Source organism: Bacteroidales bacterium (assembly GCA_023229505.1).
Taxonomy (GTDB): domain Bacteria; phylum Bacteroidota; class Bacteroidia; order Bacteroidales; family JAGOPY01; genus JAGOPY01.
The window spans coordinates 101,432-125,276 of the sequence record JALNZD010000004.1; the positions used below are offsets into that span (position 1 = coordinate 101,432).

The following is a 23,845-nucleotide window of genomic DNA, read 5'->3' on the forward strand; positions in this document are numbered from 1 at the left end:
AATTGAATTAATCGGTAAAAATAAGAACGATTGTCGATCGTTGTACAAGAGCATAGATCTTTACAAGTTTATTTTAAAAGATCATTTGATGATATCAGATTACTATAAGGCCATTGTAATTTGTGCGGTCATGATTTCAGGATCCTGCCATTCAAAGCACGGCAATACTCAGGGAACAGTCTCAGGAGAGCTTCGCCTGGCCAACATCAGCGAAATCCGCACAGGGGCAGAGAGGACAGACTTGTATTTTCCGCAATTAAAGGGTAAAACTATTGGAATTATTTGTAATCAGACCTCTCTTGTCGGAAATACCAATCTGGCAGATACTTTGATCAATGCAGGTTTTTTTGTTAAAGTAATTTTCAGCCCTGAGCACGGATTCAGGGGAGACTCCGATGCGGGAGCGGATATTTCAGATGGTTTGGATAAGAAAACTGGCATAAAAATCATCTCCATTTACGGAAATAAGAAAAAACCAGAACCGGAAGATCTGGAAGGAATCGACATTTTATTATTTGACATCCAGGATGTAGGAGTCAGATTCTATACCTATATTTCAACTTTAACCCTTGTCATGGAGGCAGCTGCAGATAAGGGAATACCGTTGATTGTCACTGACCGCCCCAATCCCAATGGTTTTTATGTCGATGGGCAGGTATTAGACACGTCTTTCCGGTCATTTGTTGGTATGCATCCCATTCCGGTGGTCTATGGCATGACCATAGGTGAATATGCATTGATGGTCAATGGTGAAGGCTGGCTGGGAGAAAGAAAATGTGACCTGAATGTTATTCCGCTGGAAGGTTATAGTCATAATATGATTGTCAAACTACCGGTCAGTCCCTCCCCTAATTTACCTACATGGGAATCAGTTTATCTCTATCCTTCGCTTTGCCTGTTTGAAGGAACAATGATCAGTGTCGGCCGCGGAACTTGGACACCTTTCCAGGTGATCGGGCATCCTCATTTTGTGATTGGCAGCTATCTCTTTAAACCAGAAAGCATACCCGGGGTCAGCGAGCATCCGCCTTATGAGGGCCAGTACTGCTTAGGCTTAGGCCTGACGGACTTTGCTGAAAATTTCCGGGAAAACGAACATCATTTCTCACTCGTTTGGTTAATCCGGATGCATGAATTTTTTAAGGATTCAGCAGATTTTTTCACGCCTTATTTCGACAAACTGGCTGGCAATGACCTGTTAAGAAAGGCTATCATAAACGATTTACCTGAGACTGAAATCAGGAAAAGCTGGGAAAATGATCTTAACGCGTTCAGACAAATCAGGAAAAAGTACCTGCTCTACCCGGATTAACTTATATTGTTCTCCCCGGATATACTTTTAATGCCTCTTCCAGGCAAACCATTGCTTTTTTTAGGTCTTCCACTTTCAGCACATAGGAAATCCTGACCTCATCCTTGCCTTTGCCTGGGTTAGAGTAAAAACCAGTTGCCGGTGCCAGCATCACAGTTTCGTTGTTAAAGTTGAAATCTTCCAGCAACCATTTACAGAACCGGTCGGAATCATCGATTGGAAGCCTGGCGACAACATAGAAAGCTCCTTTAGGTTTAGGACAAGAGGCGCCAGGAATGCGGTTTATGCATTCGACCACGACATCACGTCGTGCATGGTATTCCTTAAGAACCTTGTCAAAATATTCCTGCGGGGTATCAATAGCTGCTTCCGCTCCAATCTGGCCGAAAGTCGGCGGACTGAGGCGGGCCTGGGCAAATTTCAGTGCTGTGCGGATAACATCTTTGTTCCTGGTGATCAGGCATCCTACTCGAAAGCCACAGGCACTGTAACGTTTTGACACCGAATCGATCAGGATGACATTTTCTTCTATCCCCTCCAGATACATGGCTGAATAATGATGAAGGCCATCATAAACAAACTCCCGGTAAACCTCATCGGTGATGAGGTAGAGATCATATTTCTTAACGATATCCCGAAGGGTTTCCAGTTCTTCTTTTGAATAAAGATAGCCTGTAGGGTTATTTGGATTACAAATGAGGATCGCTTTTGTCCGCTCATTGATAGCTTTTTCAAAATCAGCCATGGGAGGAAGTGCAAAACCATTGTCGATAGTTGAAATTATCGGTCGGACTACGGCGCCGCAATTGATTGCAAAACCATTATAATTGGCATAGAATGGCTCCGGAATGATCAGTTCATCTCCCGGGTCAAGACAGGTATTTATCGCAAATAATAAAGCTTCGGAAGCGCCGGCGCCAACGACAATATCTTCAGGAGTGATGTCAATATTATATTTTTTATAATACTCGGTTAACCGTTTGCGGTAGGAATAGATACCGGCAGAATGGCTATATTCAACTACTTTCTGGCTGAAATTCCTGATTGCGTTAAGTGCTATTTCAGGTGTTTCGATGTCAGGTTGCCCGATGTTAAGATGATAAACTTTTCGGCCCGCTTTTTTTGCGATCTCCGCAAAAGGGACCAATTTACGAATCGGGGATTCAGGCATCATCATCCCCTTTTTAGAAATTTTTGGCATGGAAAATAATCTTTAAGCAAATAATAAAAGGTTGTCTAATAAGAATTTTTTATGCTTATCGGACAACCCCTTAAAAAATTTTAACCTGTTTATTTATTTACAGGTGTACCCTCTCCTGTAATCTTTTCAGGTAATTGCTGGGCCGGGTTCGGTTGAACTGTCCCGGTGATCCTCAGAACAACGGTATTATTCTTGGCATTTGATCTTACCGTAACTGTTTTGTTGATCGGCCCTGTTTTCTTTGTGTTGTAGGTCACCTTGATTTCGTCAGATGCACCCGGCAATACAGGTTCTTTTGGCCATGTAGGAACGGTACAACCGCAAGATGACTGGGGTTGCTGAAGTATCAGGGGTTCTTTACCAATATTGGTAAATTTGAAAGTGCAGACGCCATCTCCGCCAAAAGCGACAGTTCCATAATCATGAACCATTTTATCAAAGCTTATTTCTGGTGCATTAGGGTTATCTTCAATTTTAACAGGTTCTGTAGCCTGGGCAAAAACTCCAATCGCCGAAACCAATAACAAGGCAACAAATAATGTAATCTTTTTCATTTTTTTAATGTTTAATCAGGAAGACAAAGGTATTAATATTTTAAAAACGATCCGTTTTTCCTGATTTTTTATACTTTTTTAACATAATTTATTTTTTTACTATAGCTGGCATAAATTACCCAAAACCTTGCCAAAGTCTATTATTTGTAATAAAACACACTCAAATTCTCAGAAAATAATAAAATCAACCGCAATTAGAAAAATTCTATGAGAATAGTAACATTTTGGGCAATCATTTTTATATTTTAGCAGATCGGTGGTAATACAGACATTAAAAGCCCTATAAGATGATCAACAGAGAGTTAACAGATCCTGAAAGTATAGTAATAATTGGTGGATCGAATGATCTTCAAAAACCAGGCGGGAAGATCCTTAAAAATATTATTGACGGGGGTTTTCAGGGTAGTTTAATGGTCTTGAATCCCAAAGAAGATAAGGTTCAAGGGCTTACTTCCTTCCGGAAACTTCGTTTGTTACCACCTGTCGAGCTGGCTATTATTGTCATAGCAGCCAAATATGTGCCCGAAACGGTGGCTTTGCTGACAAAAGAAAAGAAGACCAGGGCATTTATTATTATTTCCGCAGGATTTAGTGAAGAAAGTAAGGAAGGCAGAGAGATCGAGAGAAAAACGGTAGAAATTATCAATGAAGTTGGTGGTGCTCTTATCGGGCCAAACTGTATCGGGGTATTGACCCCAGCCTACCATGGGGTATTCACTCTTCCGATCCCGAAGCTCACATTATCCGGTTGCGATTTCATTTCAGGTTCCGGAGCAACGGCTTGCTTTATCATGGAGAACGGCATCCCGAAGGGTTTAAGCTTTGCCCGGGTTTTTTCTGTCGGCAACAGTGCCCAGATGGGTGTTGAAGATATCCTTCAATACATGGATGAATCTTTCGATCCCATAATCAGTCCGAAAGTCAAGCTACTTTACATGGAAACCATTAACAAACCTAAACTTCTATTAAAGCATGCTTCCTCATTGATTCGGAAGGGCTGTAAGATCGCAGCAATCAAAGCGGGATCATCGGAAGCCGGCAGCAGGGCGGCCTCATCCCATACCGGCGCCCTGGCCAATTCCGATCTGGCTGTCAAATCTCTATTCCGGAAAGCCGGTATTGTCAGGTGCAGCGGGCGTTCGGAGCTGATCAATGTCGCATCGGTCTTTCTTCACAAAGAGTTGAAAGGTGTAAATATCGGTATTATCACCCATGCAGGCGGACCTGCAGTTATGCTCACCGATGCCCTTTCCAGGGAAGGGTTCCATGTTCCACATATTAAAAACCCAAAATCACAGGAACTGTTAAAGGAATTGTTTCCGGGTGCCTCTGTAAACAACCCGATTGATTTCCTTGCAACCGGAACGGCAGAGCAATTGGGAAAGATCATCGATTATACCGATCGGCATTTTGATGAAATTGACGGAATGGCGGTGATATTCGGCACACCCGGTCTCAGTCCGATTTTTGATGTTTATGAGGTCCTTGATGAAAAGATGAAAACATCGATCAAACCCATATTCCCGATACTTCCTTCAACACTGACCGCTAACGAAGAAGTAAAATCCTTTCTTCAAAAAGGCAGGATTAACTTTCCGGATGAAGTATTGTTTGCTCATGCCCTCGGTTTAGCATATTTTATAGATAAGCCTGCGGAAATGGAGCAAAAAAAGCCAACCGCTATTTCAAAAGTCATCATCAGGAAAATTAACGAACACAAACCCGGTTATTTACATCCTGAAATGGTTTCTGAAATAATGGATGCAATCCATATACCCAGGGTGCCGGAAAAGGTTGTCTGTTCAATACCCGGAATCATTGAAGCTTCTCATTCTATAGGTTTCCCGATGGTAATGAAAGTTGTCGGCCCGGTTCATAAATCAGATATGGAAGGAGTCATATTAAATGTAAAGGATTTAGAAAATGCCTTGGCAACTTATGATTCTCTTATGAAGAAACCGGGCTCTAAAGAGATTCTGATTCAACCGATGGTCTATGGTCGAGAAATATTTGCCGGGGTTAAATATGAAAAGAAATTCGGACACCTGATCCTGTGCGGAATGGGCGGAATTTTTATTGAGGTACTGAAAGATTTCAGTGCTGGCCTTGCCCCACTTTCACGGAAAGAAAGCATGGATATGATCAAACGGCTTAAAATTTATCCTTTGCTAAAAGGTATGCGCGGACAACAGGGTATTAACATAGATTTGTTTGGGGAAATACTTGTTCACATTTCGGAATTAGTGCAGTCTATCCCTCAAATCATGGAGATGGACCTGAATCCTCTCATTGCGATCAATGATAAAATTGTGGCCGTGGATGTGAGAATCCGGATCGGCCGCGAATAATTGCAAAAGATATTGTTTTTCGGATATAAATTTATATTTTTGACAGATTCTGATTTTATCAATTACTACATCCGGGAATACCTATGAAAAGCACCCCAATTGATTTTGAAATTATCGAAAAAAAAATTAATGAAACCCAGATCGGTGATTTAGGAATCGCTTCTATCCGTGAGATAAAAAGGCTGGTTGATATGATTGAAAAAGAGTCAGGTCAGCGCTTCATTCGCATGGAAATGGGCATCCCGGGTCTGGCGCCGGTCCAAATAGGCATTGAAGCCGAAAAAAAAGCGCTTGATATGGGAATTCCTGCTATTTACCCGGATATTTATGGCAGGGCTGAACTTAAAGAAGAGATTTCGAAATTTGTCAAGCTTTTCCTGAATATCGATGTCAAAACTGAAGGATGCATTCCCACGGTCGGCTCTATGCAGGGCAGTTTTGCTTCCTTTATGACCCTGAACCGGATGTACAAGGACAGGGGGCAAACCTTGCTCCTCAATCCCGGTTTCCCGGTCCACATGCAGCAACTGCTTATCCTTGGATTTGAAACAGTCGCGTTCGATGTATATGATTACAGGGGTGAAAAACTCCGGGACAAACTGGAATCATTCCTGCAATGCGGGAAAATATCTACCATCTTATATTCTAATCCAAACAACCCATCCTGGATTTGCTTTACGGAAAGAGAACTCAGGATTATCGCGGAAATGGCAGACAAATATAATGTGATCGTAATCGAAGATCTTGCTTATTTCGGCATGGATTTCCGCAAAGATTATTCCCATCCGGGTGTCCCACCCTACCAACCTTCGGTATCCCATTATACTGAAAATTATGTCCTTCTGATTTCCAGCTCCAAGGTTTTCAGTTATGCCGGACAAAGGATCGGTATGATGGTGATCTCCGATAAAATCTTTGAAACTGAAGCACCGGATCTGTTAAGGTTTTATAAGTCTTCCAGGGTCGGGCACGCCATGGTATTCGGAACCCTCTATGCCCTGAGTTCAGGCACGGCACATACCCCGCAGTTTGCCCTGACCGCCATCCTTAAAGCTGCTAATTCCGGAGAATTCAACTTCATAGAGGAGGTGAAAGAATATGGCGAAAAAGCTAAAATCATGAAAAAACTTTTCCTCGATAACGGGTTTAAGATCGTCTATGATAAAGATGAAGATAAACTTATTGCCGATGGATTTTATTTCACTTTCTCATATCCTGGCTATACCGGGGGAGAATTGCTTCGCGAATTGCTTTCCTATGGAATTAGTGCCATTTCCCTGTCAATCTGTGGAAGCGAGCGGATTGAAGGTATAAGGGCCTGTGTTTCACTGGTTAAGCGGGAGCAATTCCCCAACCTTGAATCCCGTTTGAAAAAATTCAGGGAAGATCACCGGTAAATTATTGTCCTGATCTTTCTTCCCCGCTATTTAAATCAAATATAAATTGTTAATTAAATAACAATTCAAATCCATTCTTTCAGCTTAATTCATCTTTTATTAATAATTTCGTAGCGCTTATTTTAAGTGCACAGGACATAAATTTTTTAACTTAATGGCTAAAGTCAGAGGAGTTATAATAGTCGATATTGAGCGCTGTAAAGGTTGCGAAGTATGCGTGGGGGCATGCCCGACAGAAGTTATCGCGATAGCCCGTGATGTTAACCATAAAGGTTACCGGTATGCTTTTGCAGCGAACCCGGATGAATGCACCGGTTGCACTAATTGCGCTGTAGTTTGCCCCGATGGGGTTATCACGGTTTATCGGAAAAAAGTCGAAGTCTGATCCCACAATAAAAATTTATCATCATTATGGGTGAATTAAGATTAATGAAAGGCAATGAGGCCTTTGCAGAAGCTGCAATCCGTGCTGGTGTGGATGCCTACTTCGGTTATCCCATTACGCCACAATCTGAAGTGCTCGAATACCTCATGGCTGAGAAGCCGCATGAGCGGACTGGAATGGTGGTGTTACAGGCAGAAAGCGAAGTTGCAGCAATTAACATGGTTTATGGTGCCGGCGCAACCGGTAAGAAAGCGGTGACATCATCCTCCAGTCCGGGCATCAGTTTGAAAATGGAAGGAATTTCCTATATGGCGGGGGCCGAACTGCCCGGGGTTATCCTCAACGTGGTCCGTGGCGGACCTGGGCTTGGAACGATCCAACCTTCCCAGGCCGATTATTTCCAGGCCACAAAAGGTGGTGGCCATGGGGATTACCGGCTGATTGTACTTGCCCCATCTTCTGTTCAGGAAATGTTCGATTTTGTCAGGCTGGCGTTTGATCTTACTTTCAAATATAGAAATCCTGTGATGATCCTTTCCGATGGCGTCATTGGCCAGATGATGGAGAAAGTGCAACTGGCCGATCCGATTCCCAGAAGGACCAATGAAGAGCTGATCAGGGAATGCCCCTGGGCTACAACCGGAAAACCCGCTTCAAGGGAAAGGAATATAATCACTTCGCTTTACCTTGACCCTGCTGTACAGGAAAGACATAATGTCCATTTGCAGGAAAAATACCGTAAGATAGAAGAAACAGAAGTCCGCTTCGAGAAATTCCAGTGTGATGATGCGGAATATCTTTACGTAGCTTATGGATCCAGTGCCCGTATCGCGCAAAAATCAGTGCAGCTGGCCAGGGCTAAAGGCATTAAAGCCGGGCTTCTCAGGCCTATTACACTGTTTCCTTTTCCAAAAAATGAGATTGTTTCCCTTGCTAAACAGGTAAAAGCTATGCTGGCGATTGAAATGAGTGCCGGACAACTCGTGGAAGATGTCATGCTAGCTGTGGCAGGAAAAGTGCCTGTCGGACATTTTGGCCGCATGGGAGGCATAGTCCATTCCCCAGAGGAAGTATTAACTGCACTTGAAAAAAAATTCATAGGAGGCTGAACCATGGATGAAAAATTATATAAGGAAATAGTTTCCGATGAGAATCTGGTCTATAAAAAGACCAGCCTGATGACCGAAAATGTTTTGAGTTATTGCCCCGGCTGTGGCCATGGAACGGCTCATCGCATCATCATGGAAGTAATCGATGAAATGGGCTTGCAACAGGATACAATCGGTGTGGCACCGGTGGGTTGCTCAGTCCTGGCTTATGAGTTCATGAATGTTGATATGCAGCAGGCTGCACATGGCCGGGCACCCGCGCTTGCCACAGGTATCAAACGCACCTGGCCTGAAAAGATCGTTTTTACTTATCAGGGCGACGGCGACCTGGCAGCGATCGGGACTGCTGAGACAATCCATGCTTGTAACCGAGGGGAAAATATCATCATCTTCTTTATCAATAACGGGATTTATGGAATGACCGGCGGTCAAATGGCGCCTACTACGCTTCCCGGGATGAAATCATCGACATCACCCTATGGGCGTGATGTTAAAACGATGGGATTTCCGCTGAAAATGACCGAGCTGGTTGCCCAGCTACCCGGGACCTATTTCGTGACACGCCAGGCTGTCCATACACCTGGTAATGTGCGAAAAACTAAAAAAGCCGTCAAGATGGCTTTTGAGAACCAGCTCAATAAGAAATCAGGACTTTCATTCATCGAAATCGTTTCCAATTGCAATTCAGGATGGAAAATGACACCAACCCAGTCGAACCAGTGGATGGTGGATAATATGTTCCCGTACTATCCGTTGGGAGATCTGAAGGTTGACGGCGAATTGGTAAGTCAGCAGTCGGCAGTCAGCAGTCGGCAGTCAAAAACCTGAAACAAGAAACTTGAAACTAAATGAAGTTATGACAGAAGAAATTATCATAGCCGGATTTGGAGGACAAGGCGTCCTTTCCATGGGAAAAATTCTTGCTTATTCCGGTATCATGCAGGACCAGGAAGTCAGCTGGATGCCATCTTACGGGCCGGAGATGCGCGGTGGAACGGCCAATGTTACCGTTATCCTCAGCGATGAAAGGATCAGCTCTCCCATTCTTACCCGTTTCGATACGGCCATTATCCTTAACCAGCAATCGATGGACAAATTCGAGTCCATGGTAAAACCCGGCGGAACACTTATTTATGATGGCAATGGAATCACACATCATCCTGAAAGAAAAGATATAAAAATCTTCCGTGTTGAAGCTGCTGACGAAGCTGCAAAACTGGGCCTTTCAAAAATATTCAACATGATCGTCCTGGGAGGTTATCTGAAAGTCAAACCTGTTGTGACGCTGGAAAATGTGATCCAGGGGTTAAAAAAATCCTTGCCGGAAAGGTATCATTATATGATCCCGGATAATGAAAAAGCATTGAAAAGAGGCATGGAGATTATCTCCGCAACTTCCTGAAAATTCATTTACAAATAATTATACCAACTTCCTTTCAGTCAAGAGGAAGTTTTTTTATGTAATTTAGTTCCCTTTTTTATTCAATTCATGACAACATTGAAGAACAAATACGGCAAAGTTCCCCACTACCATGGACTGAGAGTTTACCTGGTTTCCACCATCCTGTATTTTTTCCTTGTCTTTCCGGTTGCAGGTATTCTTGCGGTCAAATATGTTCCGGATTATATGAGCCGCACAAAAAATAATCAGGCGGTGTCCGCCATTTCCAAGGCTTCGGAAGGATTTAGTCAACTTAATGAGATAGACAGTGTTTCCAATCAGATACGAAATGTGCAGTCATCTACTGACAGCTCATCTTTTTCTATAAAAATTTCAACTCCGGACTCCCCGAAATTTGGAATGACCCTTGGAGATAAAACACAGGAAAACAGTCAGATTGGCGGTACAATGGCACTTCTCATCAGGCTGTTGATGGTAAGTTTCCTCATCGGGCTTGGATTTAATCTTCCATTTTTGATTTATTTCAAAAAGAAGCGGAGACGCATGCCCATAAAGGCCAGGATTCAGCAATATTGCAGGAAATTCGTGCTTAAATCCCCGTTGATTAATACAGGTATATTGACGCTGCCTTATAGCATCACCCTATTATATATGCTTTATATCATCCTTTTCAAAAAAGGTGTCGATGACCTTAACTGGCAATTTTATCTGCAATATTTCTTTATTACTTTAGTTGCCAGCATTTTGACATTAATGTTGGTTTACTTCTGGATGAAGCACCGTGTACATATTAGGTACCTGGAACATATTTATTCGGAAGAAGAATTAAAGAAAAGGATCTTTAAGGTACGGCAGGAAAAAATAAGGAACAGGTTATGGATATCCAGTGCCATGACCACCTTGTTTCCATTGATTATCGTTGTTTTCTACATCGTTCTCAGCATGTCATCAGTCAGGGAACTTGAAATAAACAAATTCACTGATGAACATCAAAAGATCCTCCTTGGGAAATACGTGGCATTAAACCTCGGATTAGACCTGCCTACGATTGATAAATTTTTCTATGTCAATGCGGTTAACAGCCTGTTAATGGTATTAGGTATCGGAACGGGCATCTTTATCGCACTAATATATATTGTGCTTTTTGTCAGGTGGACCACGGAAGATATTGTACGCCCGGTCAATGAGCTGCTTGCTAATATGCAGCGGACCGGCCGGGGCGAACTCGATAGTTTCAGCATTGTGAGGACCAATGATGAGATAGGTGCCTTGACAGAAGGGTACAATGAAATGTCGGGAAAATTGAAAAGCTATTTCCAGAGCCTGGATAATATCAACAGGGCTAACGCCCGTTTCGTTCCCCGCCAGTTCCTGGATTTTCTCGGGAAGGAAAGCATCACTGATATTCAGTTAGGTGACCAGGTCCAAAAAGAAATGACAATTTTATTTTCCGATATAAGGGATTTCACAGCTATGTCTGAGACCATGACCCCTAAGGAAAACTTTGACTTTATCAATAATTACCTGGGTTATATGGAACCTGTTATCCGGCATAACAATGGTTTTATTGACAAGTTCATGGGGGATTCTATCATGGCTTTGTTTCCGGAACGCAGCGAAGACGCCATTAATGCTTCTATAGAAATGAGGATCAAACTGATGGAATATAACGAAATCATCGGCCAGTTCGGAAAGCCGACGATTGATGCAGGCGTTGGCATTCATACCGGTTTGCTTATGTTGGGGATTATCGGCGGCGAAGGAAGAATGGATGGTACCGTGATATCGGATGCCGTTAATCTTGCTGCTCGTCTCGAAGGACTGACCAAAGTATACGGCGGATCCATTATCATCACAGAAGATACCCTCATTAAGCTGAATGATCCCAGTCAATACCAGTTCAGGTTTCTTGATGTCGTCAAGGTCAAAGGAAAAAAGGAAGCGATCTACATTTTTGAGATCATGGATGGGGAGCCGGAAAACATAAAAAATCTTAAATTAAGTACAAAAGAAGATTATAATAAAGCTCTGCAAGCTTACAAAAAGAAGGAATTTAAAAGTGCTTTGAAATTGCTGCAATCCATAGAGGCCGTCAACCCAAAGGATAAAACGATTAAAATATATCTTGAGCGCTGCAGTCATTATATAGAAAAAGGTGTGCCTGAGTTTTGGGATGGAGTGGAAAGTTTTGATCTGAAGTATTGATCGTAATATCATAGTTTTCTTACATTTAATTAAATCTTTCTAAAAAAGTTGAACTAACCTGAAATCATGAATTACGAAGCTGTCAAAAAGTTTATGCTTACTAAACTGGAAAGAGAACTGGATCCCAGACTAACGTATCATTCTATCAATCATACGCTTGATGTACTTGAGTCGGCCATCAGGCTGGCTGAGATGGAAAAGCTCTCATCAAAAGAAATCCTGCTTTTAAAAACAGCCTGTATTTTTCATGATTCGGGCATGCTGGTCACCTATCGCGGCCATGAGGAGGCAAGTATTGAAATTTGCCGTCAAACCCTGCCGGTTTACAATTATAATGAAGAGGATACCGAAATCATATGCAGGATGATCCTGACTACCAAGCTTCCGCAATGCGCAAGCCAACACCTTGATAAAATTTTATGTGATGCTGACCTCGATTATTTGGGAAGATCCGATTTTTTTATGATTGCACATCGCCTGAAATATGAATGGGACATTTTAAATATTTATCCTACTACTTTGCAGGAATGGTACCTGATTCAGAAGGATTTTTTATCATCTCACAGGTATTTCACCATTTCAGCCTTAAGTCTCCGGCAATCCATTAAAATGGAAAACCTTAAGCAGATAGAATTTATGTGCAATCATGAAAAATGAGCCATCGCTTTTGACATCAATTTTAATTTCTATATTTGTGTAAATTTAAAAATCAGATCAACTAATCCCGTTGTTCATGGAAACTGTAAAAAATCCCGTCTTTCTGGTTCCGACAGATTTTTCGGAAGTATGCACCAATGCAGCCCACAGGGCAGCTTCATTGGCTAAAGATTTTAATTATAAGATCGTGCTTTTGCATGTGATTGATAAGAATACCCTGGGTGAGTTAAAGAAGGAAGGTAAAGGGCCTGAGTGGGTTAAAGAACGACTTGGTGAGCTAGCCAAAATCCTGGTTAATGAAAATGTAATCCAGGTTGAAACGATTGCACGTAAGGGTGATATTTTTAATACTATTGCTGAAGTCGCTGAAGAATTAAAAGCGAGCCTTATATTCCTGGGAACCCATGGTAAAGTTGGCCTCCAGAAAATCACCGGTAGCTTTGCACTAAAAGTAGTTACCAGTTCTGAAATACCTACAATTGTCTTGCAGAAAAGGCCATTTGGCCACGGATTGGATAAAATTGTCATGCCAATCACCACCAATACCGGTCCATGGGCCAAAACTAAATGGGCAGCCTCGATCGCCAAAGAATTTAATTCGACAATAGAGATTATACATTTGCCAGGAGATGAAATGGATGATATCATTACCATGATTACCAATCACTTCCAGATGAATGGCGTTAACTTTAAGATTAAAGTCGCCGATAAATCAGGTAACTTTACCAAGCAGGTACTGGATTATGCCACTGCGGAAAATGCTGATATGATCCTGATCATGACAAATCCTGACAAGAGTTTAAAAACCTATTTACTGGGCAGTTATGATGAGGATATTATTTTCAATCCTTCCCAGATCCCGGTGATGTGCATCAATCCCAGAGATTTTAACTGGAAAAAGATTGTTCCGCGCTAATCAAGCATTATACTCAGCGCCACATTTGGCCTGGTTATTTTTCTTTCATTAATTCACAAAAAAATACGTTATTAATATGGCTCAGAATACTCAGGATCGGAACACTATCATTCTGGTACCCACTGATTTTACCCCGGTTGGACAAAATGCGGTTGACCATGCGGTCAGGGCAGGCGAACTGCTTAATTTTAAAGTTGTTATCCTTCATGTCATTAACAAGAAAACCAAAGTAAATTTTGGAAAAGATATCGCAGGTATTGCTGTTGAGAAAAAGCTTAAGGAAATCGTGAAATCCATAAAGTCAAAATCAAAAGTGTCTGTCGAATTCCTTTACCGCGAAGGGAGTATTTTTGACGTTATACACCAGGTTGCCGGCGAATTAAAAGCAAATATCATGATACTGGGCACCCATGGTAAGCGCGGGTTACAGCACCTGGTTGGCAGCTATGCCATGAAGGTGATCACCCAATCGCCCGTGCCGGTCATTGTTGTACAAAAAAGGCAAATTGGTCCCCAGGGATATAAAAAGATCGTTTTCCCGATAGGTTTATATACAGAATCGCGGCAGCAGGTATTTCATGCCATCGTTTCATCTCTTCTATTTAAAAGTGAAATCCTGGTATTTAAGCAAACCAGCAAGCAGGTTGCCGACATGACCAAGCTGAATATCATAACGGGCCAGATCGAGGAAGAATTTAAAAAGAATGGTGTGAAATATACCATTACTGAAGCGGAAAGGCATGCCAATTTTGCCGGCCAGCTTCTAGATTTTGCTGTTTCTCAAAGCGCTGACCTGTTGATGATGATGACCGACAGCAATATTGAGAATCCTAACTTCGACAACAGTTCCTGGAGCGAAAAACTGATTTTCAACCTGGCACAAATCCCCGTGTTATCAATTAACCCGGTTTATCTCGGCCAGATCTACTTCACCCTTTAAGAGCTTTCTATTTGTTTGAAATGACAAAGGAGGAAGCCAAAAGCAGGATTGCTGAGCTGACGGAGGAAATAAATCGCCATAATTATCAGTATTATGTCTTGTCGTCTCCTCAGATATCTGATTATGAGTTCGATCTTCTGCTGGAGGAATTAACCAGGCTTGAAGCTGAATATCCTGAATTAATCACACCCGACTCCCCTACCCAGCGTGTCGGGGCAGATCTTACGAAAGAATTTGTCCAGGTTAAGCATAAGTACCCGATGCTTTCGCTTGGCAATACTTATTCAGAAGAAGAAATTACGGATTTCGACGGAAGGATCAGGAAACTGCTCGGTGAAGATCCGGAATATGTTTGCGAACTGAAATATGATGGCATCGCCATAAACCTGACTTACCGGAATGGAAAACTGGTGCAGGCATTGACCCGTGGCGACGGGACACAGGGAGATGATGTCACTACAAATGTAAAGACGATTAAAAGCATTCCCCTGAATTTATGGGGAGATTTCCCCGATGAAATTGAAATCCGTGGCGAAGTTTTCATGCCCCGGAGCAGTTTTGAGAACCTGAACAGGGAAAGGGAAAAGAACGGGCTTCAATTGTTTGCCAACCCGAGGAATGCCGCCGCAGGCAGCCTTAAAATGCAGGACCCGGCAGAAGTCTCCAAAAGAAACCTTGACAGTTTCCTTTATTATATGATGGGAGAAAATCTTCCGGCTGATAATCATTACCAATGTCTTCAGAAAGCTAAAGAGTGGGGACTGAAAATATCGCCTTATATCGCCAGATGTCATTCCCTGGAAGAAATTTTTTCTTTTATCGAACTATGGAACGCCGGAAGGAAAGAACTGCCCTTTGATATCGATGGGATAGTGATTAAAGTCAATTCCCTCCGTCACCAGGAAATGTTGGGTAATACGGCTAAATCACCGCGATGGGTTATCGCATATAAATTTAAAGCTGAAAGAATATCTACGCCCCTTCTATCCATTGATTACCAGGTTGGACGGACCGGGGCTGTCACACCGGTAGCTAACCTGAAACCCGTCCAGCTTGCAGGCACTACGGTAAAGAGGGCAACACTTCACAATGCCGATATCATCCAGAAACTCGGCCTGCATGTCGGCGATCATGTTTTTGTCGAAAAAGGTGGCGAAATTATTCCCAAGGTCATAGGGCCAGACCTCGATCACCGGTCCGCTGATGCAAGGGAAGTTGAATTCATCACGCATTGTCCGGAGTGTGGCAGCTTGTTGGTGCGACAGGAAAATGAAGCTGCTTATTATTGCCCGAATGAATACGGCTGTCCGCCGCAAATCAAAGGAAAACTGGAGCATTTTATCAGCCGGAGGGCCATGAACATCGACAGCCTGGGAGAAGGCAAGGTTGAACTGCTCTTTGATAAAGGTTTGATCGGCAATGTAGCCGATCTGTACGATCTGAAATATGAGCAGTTGCTGGGCCTTGAAAAGATTTACGAAGCCGAAGAAGGACAGAAAGAAAGAAAGATCGGTTTCCGGGAAAAAACTGTCAGTAATATCCTTCAGGGCATTGAACAATCAATAAGCACCCCTTTCGACCGCGTCCTTTACGCATTGGGCATAAGGTTCGTAGGTGAAACCGTCGCAAAGAAATTAGCCTATCATTTTGGCAGCATCGACCTGATCATACAAGCCAGTTTTGATGAACTAAAAAAAGTTGAAGAGATTGGTGAAAAAATTGCCGGATCAATAGTATTATTCTTTGCAAATCCATTCAATCGGAAAGTTATTGAGCGGCTTCGTGAAAAGGGAATTTCTTTTCAGCTTGAAAAATCCGGACCCATTGTGACAGAAGACAAACTGGGCGGCAAGACCTTCGTAATCAGCGGGGTTTTCCAGAAATTCTCCAGGGACCAGCTTAAGGAGATGATTGAGAAATATGGCGGAAAAAACACCGGGTCGATCTCAGGTAAAACCGACTTCCTGCTGGCTGGTGAAGACATGGGACCTGTCAAATTGCAAAAGGCCCGGGCGTTGGGCGTGAGGGTGATTTCGGAAGAGGAGTTTCTTGAACTTATCAAGTAGGCAGTTGACGGTTGACAGTTGACAGATTTTTTATTGCCTACTGTCAACTGTCAACTGTCAACTTTTTTCAAAACGGTTTCACGCTGGAAGCTCCTGACTCGTCGACCGAAATATTCGGGGGATTCCCTTTGTACCTGATGGAAGATGCGCCGGAAGCGTCGATGTTCAGTTTGCCGGTGGCACATATTTTGGCATCAGAGGCCCCGCTGAGTTCGATAGTGAGATCCTGGAATTCAAGACCTTCCGCATCAAATTCCGATGCACCCGAGATCTCGATATAACCGGTCTTACAAGTCCCCCTGAATTCTATTTCAGAAGCCCCGCTGAATTCCGCATCAAAATTTTCAGCTTTCAATTCCATGTCGATTTCAGCTGCCCCGCTGACATCCATTTCCAGGTTATTGAAAGATAGCGCGTTCTCGCCTTCAACCTCCACCGCACCGCTGAAATCAATATAATCAAGGCTTTTAAAAGTCAGGTAAACCGACATTTCGTGGAGCCTGTCTGGCCAGCCTGCTTTAGTGGAAATCATTAGTTTATTTCCCACTACCTCGGTGACGATTTCTCTCATCTCATCTTTATCGGCTTCAATAACCAGTTTTTCCTGGTCGCCCTGGGAAAGATAAACTTGAAAAGCACCACCTATGTCAAGTGAGGTGAAGCCGCTTACGGCCCTCTCCTCTTTTACAAAATCACCGGTGCTCCTGTTTTCAGGAATATTCCAGCAGCCGAAAGAAACGGTCGTGAACAACCCAAGAAGGATAAAGAGTGAAAACGGAACGAATAATTTTTTTGTGTCCATGGCATTTGGTTTTTAATTAATTTGCGTTATTCTTCAAAATCAATATCGACATCTGCATTCTTAGTAGTTATAGTAAGCTGGGAAGTGGGACTTGCTGCAGAACCAATCTTACCTTTATAAATATTTTTAGTATAGCCAATGGTTTCCTGGCTTAACGAAGTATGGGAATCAGGGTAGGAAAGCTCTCCGAAATCCATTTCCGCACTGATATTCATACTTGCTTTGGGATCGAAGGTAAGACTTGCCCCGGCAAAGGTATTCCTGACTTTGCCCAGTTTGAAGGCCGGTGAGATATAGTGTATGGTGATATCGCCATATTCAGCGTCGAAATCAAAATCTCCGTTTATTTTTTCGAATTCAAGTTCTGAAAAGCGGCTGATCGAAATGACCGGCCCGGAACTCCCGATATTGATCTCATCGTATTGAGAATCAACATTTAGCTTAGCCAGTTTTTCGATGGAAATTTCGGAAAAACGGGAATAGAGTTGCAAATTCTCCGCACCTGATGATTTCCACTCGCCGTATTCGATATTCAAGGTACCATCTTTCATGAATCCTGCTTCGGCATTGCTGAACTTGATTGTCAATTGAGTTTTCGGCCCGTTAAATGCATTTGCTTCCATGGCTCCGTATTCAAGGTTTATCTTGACTAAACCATTTGATTCATCAAGATAAATGTCTCCGAATTTGTTATCAATGTCAATATCTATCCAGCGAGGCATCCTGATATCATAATCTATAGAGTAATTGGCATTGCTGATGCTTCCAACAGTAGTTATCCCCTCAACTTTTGTGCGGGTTCCGCTTAATTGCACCCCGATCTTATCAAAAACCTTGTTGGCCTTTTCCTGGGTGGAAGCATCCACCTTAACTGTGACAGTGATGTCAACACTGCTTTCATCCCATGACTGGCAGTGAATCTCTCCGAATTTATTCCGGATCACCAGGCTTGCTCCTTTGTCAACATCATATTTCTCCTGGTAGTAAGTCTTAGTGAAATCCTGCGCTGTTATTGTCATCCAGGGAAGAAGAAAGATTGTAATCATTACGATTCGTGATAGCCGCAGGGAATCCTCTGTAAATTTTTGTTTGGTTTTCATGGTTTTATAAGTATTAAATATGGCATAACCTGGTTAAAATATCGTCCAGAAGGTCGGACTTGGTTTTATAATTCCTGATCAGTGCATTGATCAACCGCTCATTTTTGTTGTCATTCTGCAATTCACTCTCGAGTTTTACCGAATTGGAATCCAGGATTGAGATCTCATTATCAACGACTTTCTGAATATATGATGCTTCTGATGTTGATGCTGCGCAGTCATTGATCTTCTGAAGTTTTTCTTCGGCCAGTTTATCATAGTACATCCGGGCTTCCTGGATTTCCTGGGGTAATATGCTGGCTGATACGAGATTGGAGTTCACTGATGGGTCAATCAGATAATATGTAACGGACAGGCCGAGCAAAATCACGATCACAGCGGCAACCCTGAAGAGCCTTGTTGAGTGCCAGGTCTTTTGGCGGGGGCCAACTTCATGCAGGGAATCCAGCCTGGACTGGAACCTGTTAAAGTGTCCTTCCGATGGTTCTGCCCCTTCGAAAAGATCCCTGTTTTTCCTGATTTTTTCTTCCAACATTGACATGATAGTATACTTTAATTCAATTTCGAATTTGAAACATTGCTTTCACCTGCGCCGATAAATTCCAGTAACTTCTTTCTAGCCCGGGAGTACCTGGTCCTGGACAGGTTATAGGATATATCGAGGATCTTGGCAATTTCTTCATGATCGTATCCTTCCAGTAAATAAAGCGACAATATGATCCGATAGCTATCCGGAAGGGCATGAATGGCTTTCCTGATTTCTTCCACCCGGGTTGAGAGCACCTGGATATAGTTTTCATCGTCATTCTGGTCTGCCACCTCGACATCGATTTCGTCAATAGAGATGACATCTTTCGCTTTCCGGATCTCATCAATAGATTTATTGATGACGATCTTTTTCAGCCATGATCCGAAACTTGATTCGCCGCGGTAAGTATCGATCTGCCTGAAAGCCTCCAGGAACGCTTCCTGCATGATATCCTCGGCCTGGGCTGAGTCGTTCACGATCCTGATAGCTGTATTGAACATGGCTTTATAATATAATTTATAGACCTGAAACTGCGCTTTCCTGTCATTCACCTGGCATCCCCGGATCAGATCCTCATGAATATTTTTTACCGCTGGTTCCAAAAAGGTGAAATTTTAATCTAATGTCGGAGAAAAAAAAAGAATGTTACAGGTTGGGGGAATTTTTTTGATGAAATAATACATTTAAATATGAATAGATTTTCATGTCATATGTTAAAAAGATTATTATGAATTTTCTTTGTTAATTAGATAACAATTGATAATTTTGACGCAAAGTTAATCCGCAACTAACTTTGAGCTTACTCCAGATAACCAAACCGTGCGTAAGATGTTGTCTTCTGATTATTGCTTTTCATACTCTTCGTTAATGCAATGCGGCTGCTGCCGGTTTGCGCGACATTTAATTTTGTCTTAATACAACCCATCTATATGGAACAACTTACGAATAAATTTCTGCTCCAGGGCATGGAGATCAAGCTTGAAGAAAACCTTGACCAGGATTTCGGAAAGAAGATTGCCGGAATGGCCCATGGCGAAAAGCTGTTTGGCTGCATTCAATGCGGGAACTGCAGCGCCGCCTGCCCTTTGAGCATTTACATGGATTTCACACCTCGCAAGATCATCGCCATGGTGAGGGCCGGATTCCGGGATGAGGTTCTTTCAAACCGTACGATCTGGCTTTGTGCATCATGCTATCAATGCACAGTCGAATGCCCGAAAGGGATTAAGATCACAGATGTGATGTATGCCTTGAAAAGGGAGGCTATCGAAAACAAGATCTATCCCAAGAATTTCCCGGTTCCTATCCTGGCTAAGACATTCTTCAATGAGGTGAAAAGACACGGAAGGATCAGCGAAGCATCGCTGCTGATCAATTATTATTTAAGGTATAACATTTTTAAAATGCTTGGTTATTCTTCACTTGGGATGAAGTTGTTCTTCAAAGGCCGTCTTTCACTATTTGAAAAAGGCATGAAGAATAAAAAGAATCTTCAGGCGATGTTACAGGATAAGCCAAACTAAAAGAGGGATTTTGCTATGAAATACTTGTATTACCCCGGCTGCTCGCTTAAATCATCCGGGAAGCTTTATGAAGATTCGCTGCTGGCTGTTTTCAAAACACTCGGCGTAGAAGTGCAGGAACTGGAAGACTGGAATTGCTGTGGCGCGACCAATTATATGTCTATAAATGAACATCACGCTATCGCCATTACAGCCCGTAATTTAGCCCTGGCAGAAATGCAGGGGGGAGGTGAACTGATCGCTCCCTGTGCCGCCTGCTACATGGGATTGCTGAAAACACAAAATTACCTGGCTACCGATCCGGATTTAATGGAAAAAGTCTGCCATCAGCTTTCAGCTGTGGGACTGCATTGCGAGATAAAGGTCAAGGTACGTCATCCGCTGGATGTTCTTGTGAATGACGTTGGAATGGATGCCATCAGAAAAGCGGTCAAGACTCCGTTAAGCAGCGTTAAAGCCGCTTGTTATTATGGTTGCCAGCTTATCCGGCCTTTTGCATCGTTCGATAATGCCCATGACCCGCAAACAATGGATATAATAGCAAGAGCATTAGGTGCAGAACCTGTCGACTGGCCCATCAAGACCCGCTGTTGCAGTGGCAGTATGACCAGCACGCTAACCCACATTGGCCTGAGCATGAACTTCGAACTGCTGAAAGAAGCAAAATTACGGGGAGCAAATGTCATGCTGACAGCCTGTCCGCTCTGCCAGTTCAACCTGGAATGTTTCCAGGGAAAGATCACGAGGAAATTCCATGAAGATATAAAAATGCCGGTCATGTATTTCACCCAGCTCATGGGCCTTGCATTTGGAATTCCAAAAAAGGAACTGGGATTGCACAAGATGTTATCACCAGAGTTGATTTTAGCCTAAAAACCGGGAGGATCTTTATGACAACTAATCACGAAATCCGCGTAGGCTTTTATATCTGCCACTGCGGGCACAATATTGCCAGCATAATTGATGTGGCATTAATTACAGCGTATGCAGCCAAACTGCCACATGTGGTCGTTTCAAAAGATTATAAATATATGTGCTCAGATCCGGGACAGGAAATAATCCAGAAAGACATTCAGGAATTTAACCTGAACCGGATCGTGGTAGCATCCTGCTCTCCCCTGCTCCACGAAGCCACATTCCGCTCGGCCACGGAGAAAGCTGGTTTGAACCAGTTCTTTATGCAAATGGTAAACATCCGGGAAAATGCATCCTGGGTACATGAGGACAAAGAGATGGCTACTCTTAAAGTAAAAGACCTGGTGCGAGCCGCCATCCAGCGCGTTGCTTTCCATAAAGCGCTCGAGAAAAAGAAGGTCCCGGTAAACCCGGCGGTAATGATCGTCGGCGGCGGTATTGCAGGAATCACTGCCGCTTTAAATATGGCCAACGCCGGAAAGAAAGTTTACCTGGTGGAAAAAGATCCTACCATTGGCGGCTTCATGGCTAAGTTCGATAAGACTTTTCCCACCCTCGACTGTGCAGCCTGCATCCTCACTCCTAAAATGTCTTCCGTTAAAAAACATCCGAATATTACTCTCTGGTCCTATTCAGAAGTATCAAATGTCGAAGGGTTTGTGGGTAGCTACAAGGTGAAGGTTACCCGGAAGCCTCGCTATGTCATTGAGGATCTTTGCGTAGGCTGCATGGCTTGCGTTGAGGCATGTATATTTAAAACCGCTAAGTTCCCTGATGAATTCAATTTCGGCTTAAGCAACCGAAAGCCGGTTTATATTCCGTTCCCGCAGGCTACCCCGCTGGTTGCACTTATTGATGAAGAATCCTGCATACACTTCAGGACGGGCAAATGCAAGCAACCATGTGCAGAAGCTTGCGACCGGAAGGCATTCGATTTCGAAATGAAGCCTGAAATCATTGAGATTGAAGTGGGGACTATTATCCTTACCACCGGCTTTAAGCCCTTTAATCCTTTAAAATCCCCATATTACGGCTATGTGAAATATCCCAATGTTTACACTTCTCTTGAGATCGAACGGCTGGTAAATGCTTCAGGGCCGACAGAAGGCCATGTCCGGCTCAGGGATGGTTCGGAGCCGAAAAGCATAGGGATCATCCATTGTGTGGGTTCGAGGGACGAAAAAACCAATAAATGGTGTTCCAAGGTATGCTGCATGTATTCGCTGAAACTGGCGCACTTGCTGAAAGAACATTCCGGTGCTGAGATTTACAACTTCTATATTGATATGCGGACACCCGGGAAGGGCTATGAAGAGTTTTATGACAAGCTGCTGAACGAAGGTGTACATTTCATTCGCGGCCGGGTTGCAGAAGTTACAGATTGGGCTGTTACAGAAGCTGAAAAAAACAAACTGATCCTTCGGGTGGAAGATACCCTTATCGGCACTGTCCGCAGAATCCCGGTCGATATGGTAGTCTTGTCGCTTGGCATGGAACCCGGGAGTGACGCGCAGGACATCAGCAGAACGTTCAACATATCATGCTCCAATGAAGGTTTCTTCCTGGAGCGTCACCCCAAGCTGGCTCCGGTCAGTACATTTACCGATGGTATTTTCATTGCCGGTGCATGCCAGGGGCCAAAAGATATCCCCGACTGCGTGGCCCAGGCCGGGGCGGCAGCAGCAGAAGCCCTGGCGCTTATCGATGCCGGTTTCGTTGAACTGGAACCCAATACTGCCTACATTGAAGAAGAATTGTGCTGCGGCTGCCAGGTCTGCATCAACATGTGCCCCTATAAGGCAATTACATACGATCAGGAAAAAGGCAAGTCGTATATCAATGAAGCACTTTGTAAAGGTTGCGGTACCTGTGTGGGGGCCTGCGGCTCGGGTGCCATATCCCAGAATCTCTTTGAAGATGAAGAGATTTATAATGAAATCGAAGGTTTAATGGTGGAATAATTATTAAAGAAGACAGAAGACAGAAGACAGAAGTCAGAAGATTAAATCAGAAAATTGAAATTTATGGAATCATATAGTAAAGATAATTCCGATTGGTCACCACGTATTGTGGCATTTTTTTGCAACTGGTGCACTTACACTGCCTCAGACCTTGCAGGAGTTTCCCGCCTGAGATATGCCCCTTCGACGCGCGTAATCCGCGTGATGTGCTCCGGCAGGATCGAGCCCGCTTTTATCCTCGATGCCTTCACAAAAGGCGCCGACGGTGTGCTCATCGGTGGTTGCCACCCCGGCGATTGCCATTATTCTGAAGGCAATTACAAATGCCTGCGCCGCTACCATTTACTGCAAAAGTATGTGGAACAGATCGGGCTTGAAAAAGACCGCCTGCGGCTCGAATGGATCAGCGCCTCGGAAGGCAAGCGCCTCCAGGAGGTGGTTAATGAAATGACGGAAACCCTCAGGCAGCTTGGACCGTCGAAAATTAAAGAAACTGTCGAAACGATTAATAAATAATGGATAC

At 43.3% G+C, this 23,845-nt stretch carries 22 protein-coding genes; 16 read left to right on the plus strand and 6 right to left on the minus strand.

The window, feature by feature from the left end:
• Positions 1–88 precede the first annotated feature (88 nt).
• Positions 89–1,312 (plus strand): DUF1343 domain-containing protein, encoded by a 1,224-nt coding sequence (locus M0Q51_02650; GenBank protein ID MCK9398881.1) that lies wholly within the window; start codon positions 89–91, stop codon positions 1,310–1,312.
• Position 1,313: 1 nt separating this feature from the next.
• Here the strand turns inward: M0Q51_02650 and M0Q51_02655 are convergent, their stop codons facing one another.
• Both M0Q51_02655 and M0Q51_02660 read right to left on the minus strand, forming a co-directional pair.
• On the minus strand, positions 1,314–2,513 hold the full coding sequence (locus M0Q51_02655) for a pyridoxal phosphate-dependent aminotransferase (protein ID MCK9398882.1): 1,200 nt from the start codon (positions 2,511–2,513) through the stop codon (positions 1,314–1,316).
• Positions 2,514–2,602: 89 nt separating this feature from the next.
• Positions 2,603–3,067: a DUF1573 domain-containing protein gene (locus M0Q51_02660; GenBank protein MCK9398883.1), complete on the minus strand. Its 465-nt coding sequence runs from the start codon at positions 3,065–3,067 to the stop codon at positions 2,603–2,605.
• Positions 3,068–3,354: 287 nt separating this feature from the next.
• Between M0Q51_02660 and M0Q51_02665 the strand changes: the two genes are divergently transcribed.
• The 11 genes from M0Q51_02665 to ligA all read left to right on the plus strand — a co-directional run bounded on the left by M0Q51_02665 (position 3,355) and on the right by ligA (position 16,492).
• Positions 3,355–5,415: an acetate--CoA ligase family protein gene (locus M0Q51_02665; GenBank protein ID MCK9398884.1), complete on the plus strand. Its 2,061-nt coding sequence runs from the start codon at positions 3,355–3,357 to the stop codon at positions 5,413–5,415.
• Between the two features lie 83 nt (positions 5,416–5,498).
• Complete coding sequence (locus M0Q51_02670) at positions 5,499–6,812, plus strand: pyridoxal phosphate-dependent aminotransferase (protein MCK9398885.1); 1,314 nt, start codon at positions 5,499–5,501, stop codon at positions 6,810–6,812.
• A 154-nt stretch (positions 6,813–6,966) separates the two neighbouring features.
• Positions 6,967–7,197, plus strand: a complete 231-nt coding sequence (locus M0Q51_02675; GenBank protein MCK9398886.1) for a 4Fe-4S binding protein — start codon at positions 6,967–6,969, stop codon at positions 7,195–7,197.
• 23 nt (positions 7,198–7,220) lie between these two features.
• Entirely contained in the window at positions 7,221–8,306 is a 1,086-nt protein-coding gene (locus M0Q51_02680) for a 3-methyl-2-oxobutanoate dehydrogenase subunit VorB (protein ID MCK9398887.1), read from the plus strand.
• Between the two features lie 3 nt (positions 8,307–8,309).
• Positions 8,310–9,134, plus strand: a complete 825-nt coding sequence (locus tag M0Q51_02685) for a thiamine pyrophosphate-dependent enzyme (protein MCK9398888.1) — start codon at positions 8,310–8,312, stop codon at positions 9,132–9,134.
• Positions 9,135–9,162: 28 nt separating this feature from the next.
• Positions 9,163–9,708: a 2-oxoacid:acceptor oxidoreductase family protein gene (locus tag M0Q51_02690; protein ID MCK9398889.1), complete on the plus strand. Its 546-nt coding sequence runs from the start codon at positions 9,163–9,165 to the stop codon at positions 9,706–9,708.
• 87 nt (positions 9,709–9,795) lie between these two features.
• Positions 9,796–11,913: a HAMP domain-containing protein gene (locus M0Q51_02695; protein ID MCK9398890.1), complete on the plus strand. Its 2,118-nt coding sequence runs from the start codon at positions 9,796–9,798 to the stop codon at positions 11,911–11,913.
• Positions 11,914–11,979: 66 nt separating this feature from the next.
• Positions 11,980–12,570 carry an HD domain-containing protein gene (locus M0Q51_02700; GenBank protein MCK9398891.1) on the plus strand — a complete coding sequence of 197 codons (591 nt, stop codon included), beginning with the start codon at positions 11,980–11,982 and terminating at the stop codon, positions 12,568–12,570.
• A 76-nt stretch (positions 12,571–12,646) separates the two neighbouring features.
• Positions 12,647–13,486: a universal stress protein gene (locus M0Q51_02705; GenBank protein MCK9398892.1), complete on the plus strand. Its 840-nt coding sequence runs from the start codon at positions 12,647–12,649 to the stop codon at positions 13,484–13,486.
• A 76-nt stretch (positions 13,487–13,562) separates the two neighbouring features.
• A complete protein-coding gene (locus M0Q51_02710) occupies positions 13,563–14,426 on the plus strand; it encodes a universal stress protein (GenBank protein ID MCK9398893.1) in 864 nt (287 codons plus the stop codon).
• Positions 14,427–14,446: 20 nt separating this feature from the next.
• The gene (ligA, locus tag M0Q51_02715; GenBank protein ID MCK9398894.1) at positions 14,447–16,492 is read left to right on the plus strand and encodes an NAD-dependent DNA ligase LigA; all 2,046 of its coding nucleotides are present in this window, start codon (positions 14,447–14,449) and stop codon (positions 16,490–16,492) included.
• A 67-nt stretch (positions 16,493–16,559) separates the two neighbouring features.
• On the opposite strand, the gene M0Q51_02720 is transcribed toward ligA, so the two are convergent.
• The 4 genes from M0Q51_02720 to M0Q51_02735 are packed head-to-tail and all read right to left on the minus strand — an operon-like array spanning position 16,560 to position 19,525.
• Positions 16,560–17,294, minus strand: coding sequence for a DUF2807 domain-containing protein (locus M0Q51_02720; protein ID MCK9398895.1), 735 nt, complete (start codon positions 17,292–17,294; stop codon positions 16,560–16,562).
• Positions 17,295–17,320: 26 nt separating this feature from the next.
• Positions 17,321–18,394, minus strand: a complete 1,074-nt coding sequence (locus M0Q51_02725; protein MCK9398896.1) for a hypothetical protein — start codon at positions 18,392–18,394, stop codon at positions 17,321–17,323.
• Positions 18,395–18,407: 13 nt separating this feature from the next.
• Positions 18,408–18,929, minus strand: a complete 522-nt coding sequence (locus M0Q51_02730; protein ID MCK9398897.1) for a hypothetical protein — start codon at positions 18,927–18,929, stop codon at positions 18,408–18,410.
• A gap of 17 nt (positions 18,930–18,946) precedes the next feature.
• The gene (locus M0Q51_02735; GenBank protein MCK9398898.1) at positions 18,947–19,525 is read right to left on the minus strand and encodes a sigma-70 family RNA polymerase sigma factor; all 579 of its coding nucleotides are present in this window, start codon (positions 19,523–19,525) and stop codon (positions 18,947–18,949) included.
• Positions 19,526–19,852: 327 nt separating this feature from the next.
• On the opposite strand from M0Q51_02735, the gene M0Q51_02740 reads away from it, so the two are divergent.
• The 4 genes from M0Q51_02740 to M0Q51_02755 all read left to right on the plus strand — a co-directional run bounded on the left by M0Q51_02740 (position 19,853) and on the right by M0Q51_02755 (position 23,838).
• Positions 19,853–20,446 (plus strand): 4Fe-4S dicluster domain-containing protein, encoded by a 594-nt coding sequence (locus M0Q51_02740; GenBank protein ID MCK9398899.1) that lies wholly within the window; start codon positions 19,853–19,855, stop codon positions 20,444–20,446.
• A 15-nt stretch (positions 20,447–20,461) separates the two neighbouring features.
• Positions 20,462–21,319: a CoB--CoM heterodisulfide reductase iron-sulfur subunit B family protein gene (locus tag M0Q51_02745; protein MCK9398900.1), complete on the plus strand. Its 858-nt coding sequence runs from the start codon at positions 20,462–20,464 to the stop codon at positions 21,317–21,319.
• 17 nt (positions 21,320–21,336) lie between these two features.
• Complete coding sequence (locus tag M0Q51_02750; protein MCK9398901.1) at positions 21,337–23,322, plus strand: CoB--CoM heterodisulfide reductase iron-sulfur subunit A family protein; 1,986 nt, start codon at positions 21,337–21,339, stop codon at positions 23,320–23,322.
• Between the two features lie 63 nt (positions 23,323–23,385).
• Positions 23,386–23,838 (plus strand): hydrogenase iron-sulfur subunit, encoded by a 453-nt coding sequence (locus M0Q51_02755; GenBank protein MCK9398902.1) that lies wholly within the window; start codon positions 23,386–23,388, stop codon positions 23,836–23,838.
• The last annotated feature ends 7 nt before the right edge of the window (positions 23,839–23,845 follow it).

Coding starts and splice junctions, on each gene's coding strand:
- M0Q51_02650 (MCK9398881.1), top strand. CDS start 89: ATGATATCAGATTACTATAAGGCCATTGTAATTTGTGCGGTCATGATT.
- M0Q51_02655 (MCK9398882.1), bottom strand. CDS start 2,513: ATGCCAAAAATTTCTAAAAAGGGGATGATGATGCCTGAATCCCCGATT.
- M0Q51_02660 (MCK9398883.1), bottom strand. CDS start 3,067: ATGAAAAAGATTACATTATTTGTTGCCTTGTTATTGGTTTCGGCGATT.
- M0Q51_02665 (MCK9398884.1), top strand. CDS start 3,355: ATGATCAACAGAGAGTTAACAGATCCTGAAAGTATAGTAATAATTGGT.
- M0Q51_02670 (MCK9398885.1), top strand. CDS start 5,499: ATGAAAAGCACCCCAATTGATTTTGAAATTATCGAAAAAAAAATTAAT.
- M0Q51_02675 (MCK9398886.1), top strand. CDS start 6,967: ATGGCTAAAGTCAGAGGAGTTATAATAGTCGATATTGAGCGCTGTAAA.
- M0Q51_02685 (MCK9398888.1), top strand. CDS start 8,310: ATGGATGAAAAATTATATAAGGAAATAGTTTCCGATGAGAATCTGGTC.
- M0Q51_02690 (MCK9398889.1), top strand. CDS start 9,163: ATGACAGAAGAAATTATCATAGCCGGATTTGGAGGACAAGGCGTCCTT.
- M0Q51_02695 (MCK9398890.1), top strand. CDS start 9,796: ATGACAACATTGAAGAACAAATACGGCAAAGTTCCCCACTACCATGGA.
- M0Q51_02700 (MCK9398891.1), top strand. CDS start 11,980: ATGAATTACGAAGCTGTCAAAAAGTTTATGCTTACTAAACTGGAAAGA.
- M0Q51_02705 (MCK9398892.1), top strand. CDS start 12,647: ATGGAAACTGTAAAAAATCCCGTCTTTCTGGTTCCGACAGATTTTTCG.
- M0Q51_02710 (MCK9398893.1), top strand. CDS start 13,563: ATGGCTCAGAATACTCAGGATCGGAACACTATCATTCTGGTACCCACT.
- ligA (MCK9398894.1), top strand. CDS start 14,447: ATGACAAAGGAGGAAGCCAAAAGCAGGATTGCTGAGCTGACGGAGGAA.
- M0Q51_02720 (MCK9398895.1), bottom strand. CDS start 17,294: ATGGACACAAAAAAATTATTCGTTCCGTTTTCACTCTTTATCCTTCTT.
- M0Q51_02725 (MCK9398896.1), bottom strand. CDS start 18,394: ATGAAAACCAAACAAAAATTTACAGAGGATTCCCTGCGGCTATCACGA.
- M0Q51_02730 (MCK9398897.1), bottom strand. CDS start 18,929: ATGTTGGAAGAAAAAATCAGGAAAAACAGGGATCTTTTCGAAGGGGCA.
- M0Q51_02740 (MCK9398899.1), top strand. CDS start 19,853: ATGGAACAACTTACGAATAAATTTCTGCTCCAGGGCATGGAGATCAAG.
- M0Q51_02745 (MCK9398900.1), top strand. CDS start 20,462: ATGAAATACTTGTATTACCCCGGCTGCTCGCTTAAATCATCCGGGAAG.
- M0Q51_02750 (MCK9398901.1), top strand. CDS start 21,337: ATGACAACTAATCACGAAATCCGCGTAGGCTTTTATATCTGCCACTGC.
- M0Q51_02755 (MCK9398902.1), top strand. CDS start 23,386: ATGGAATCATATAGTAAAGATAATTCCGATTGGTCACCACGTATTGTG.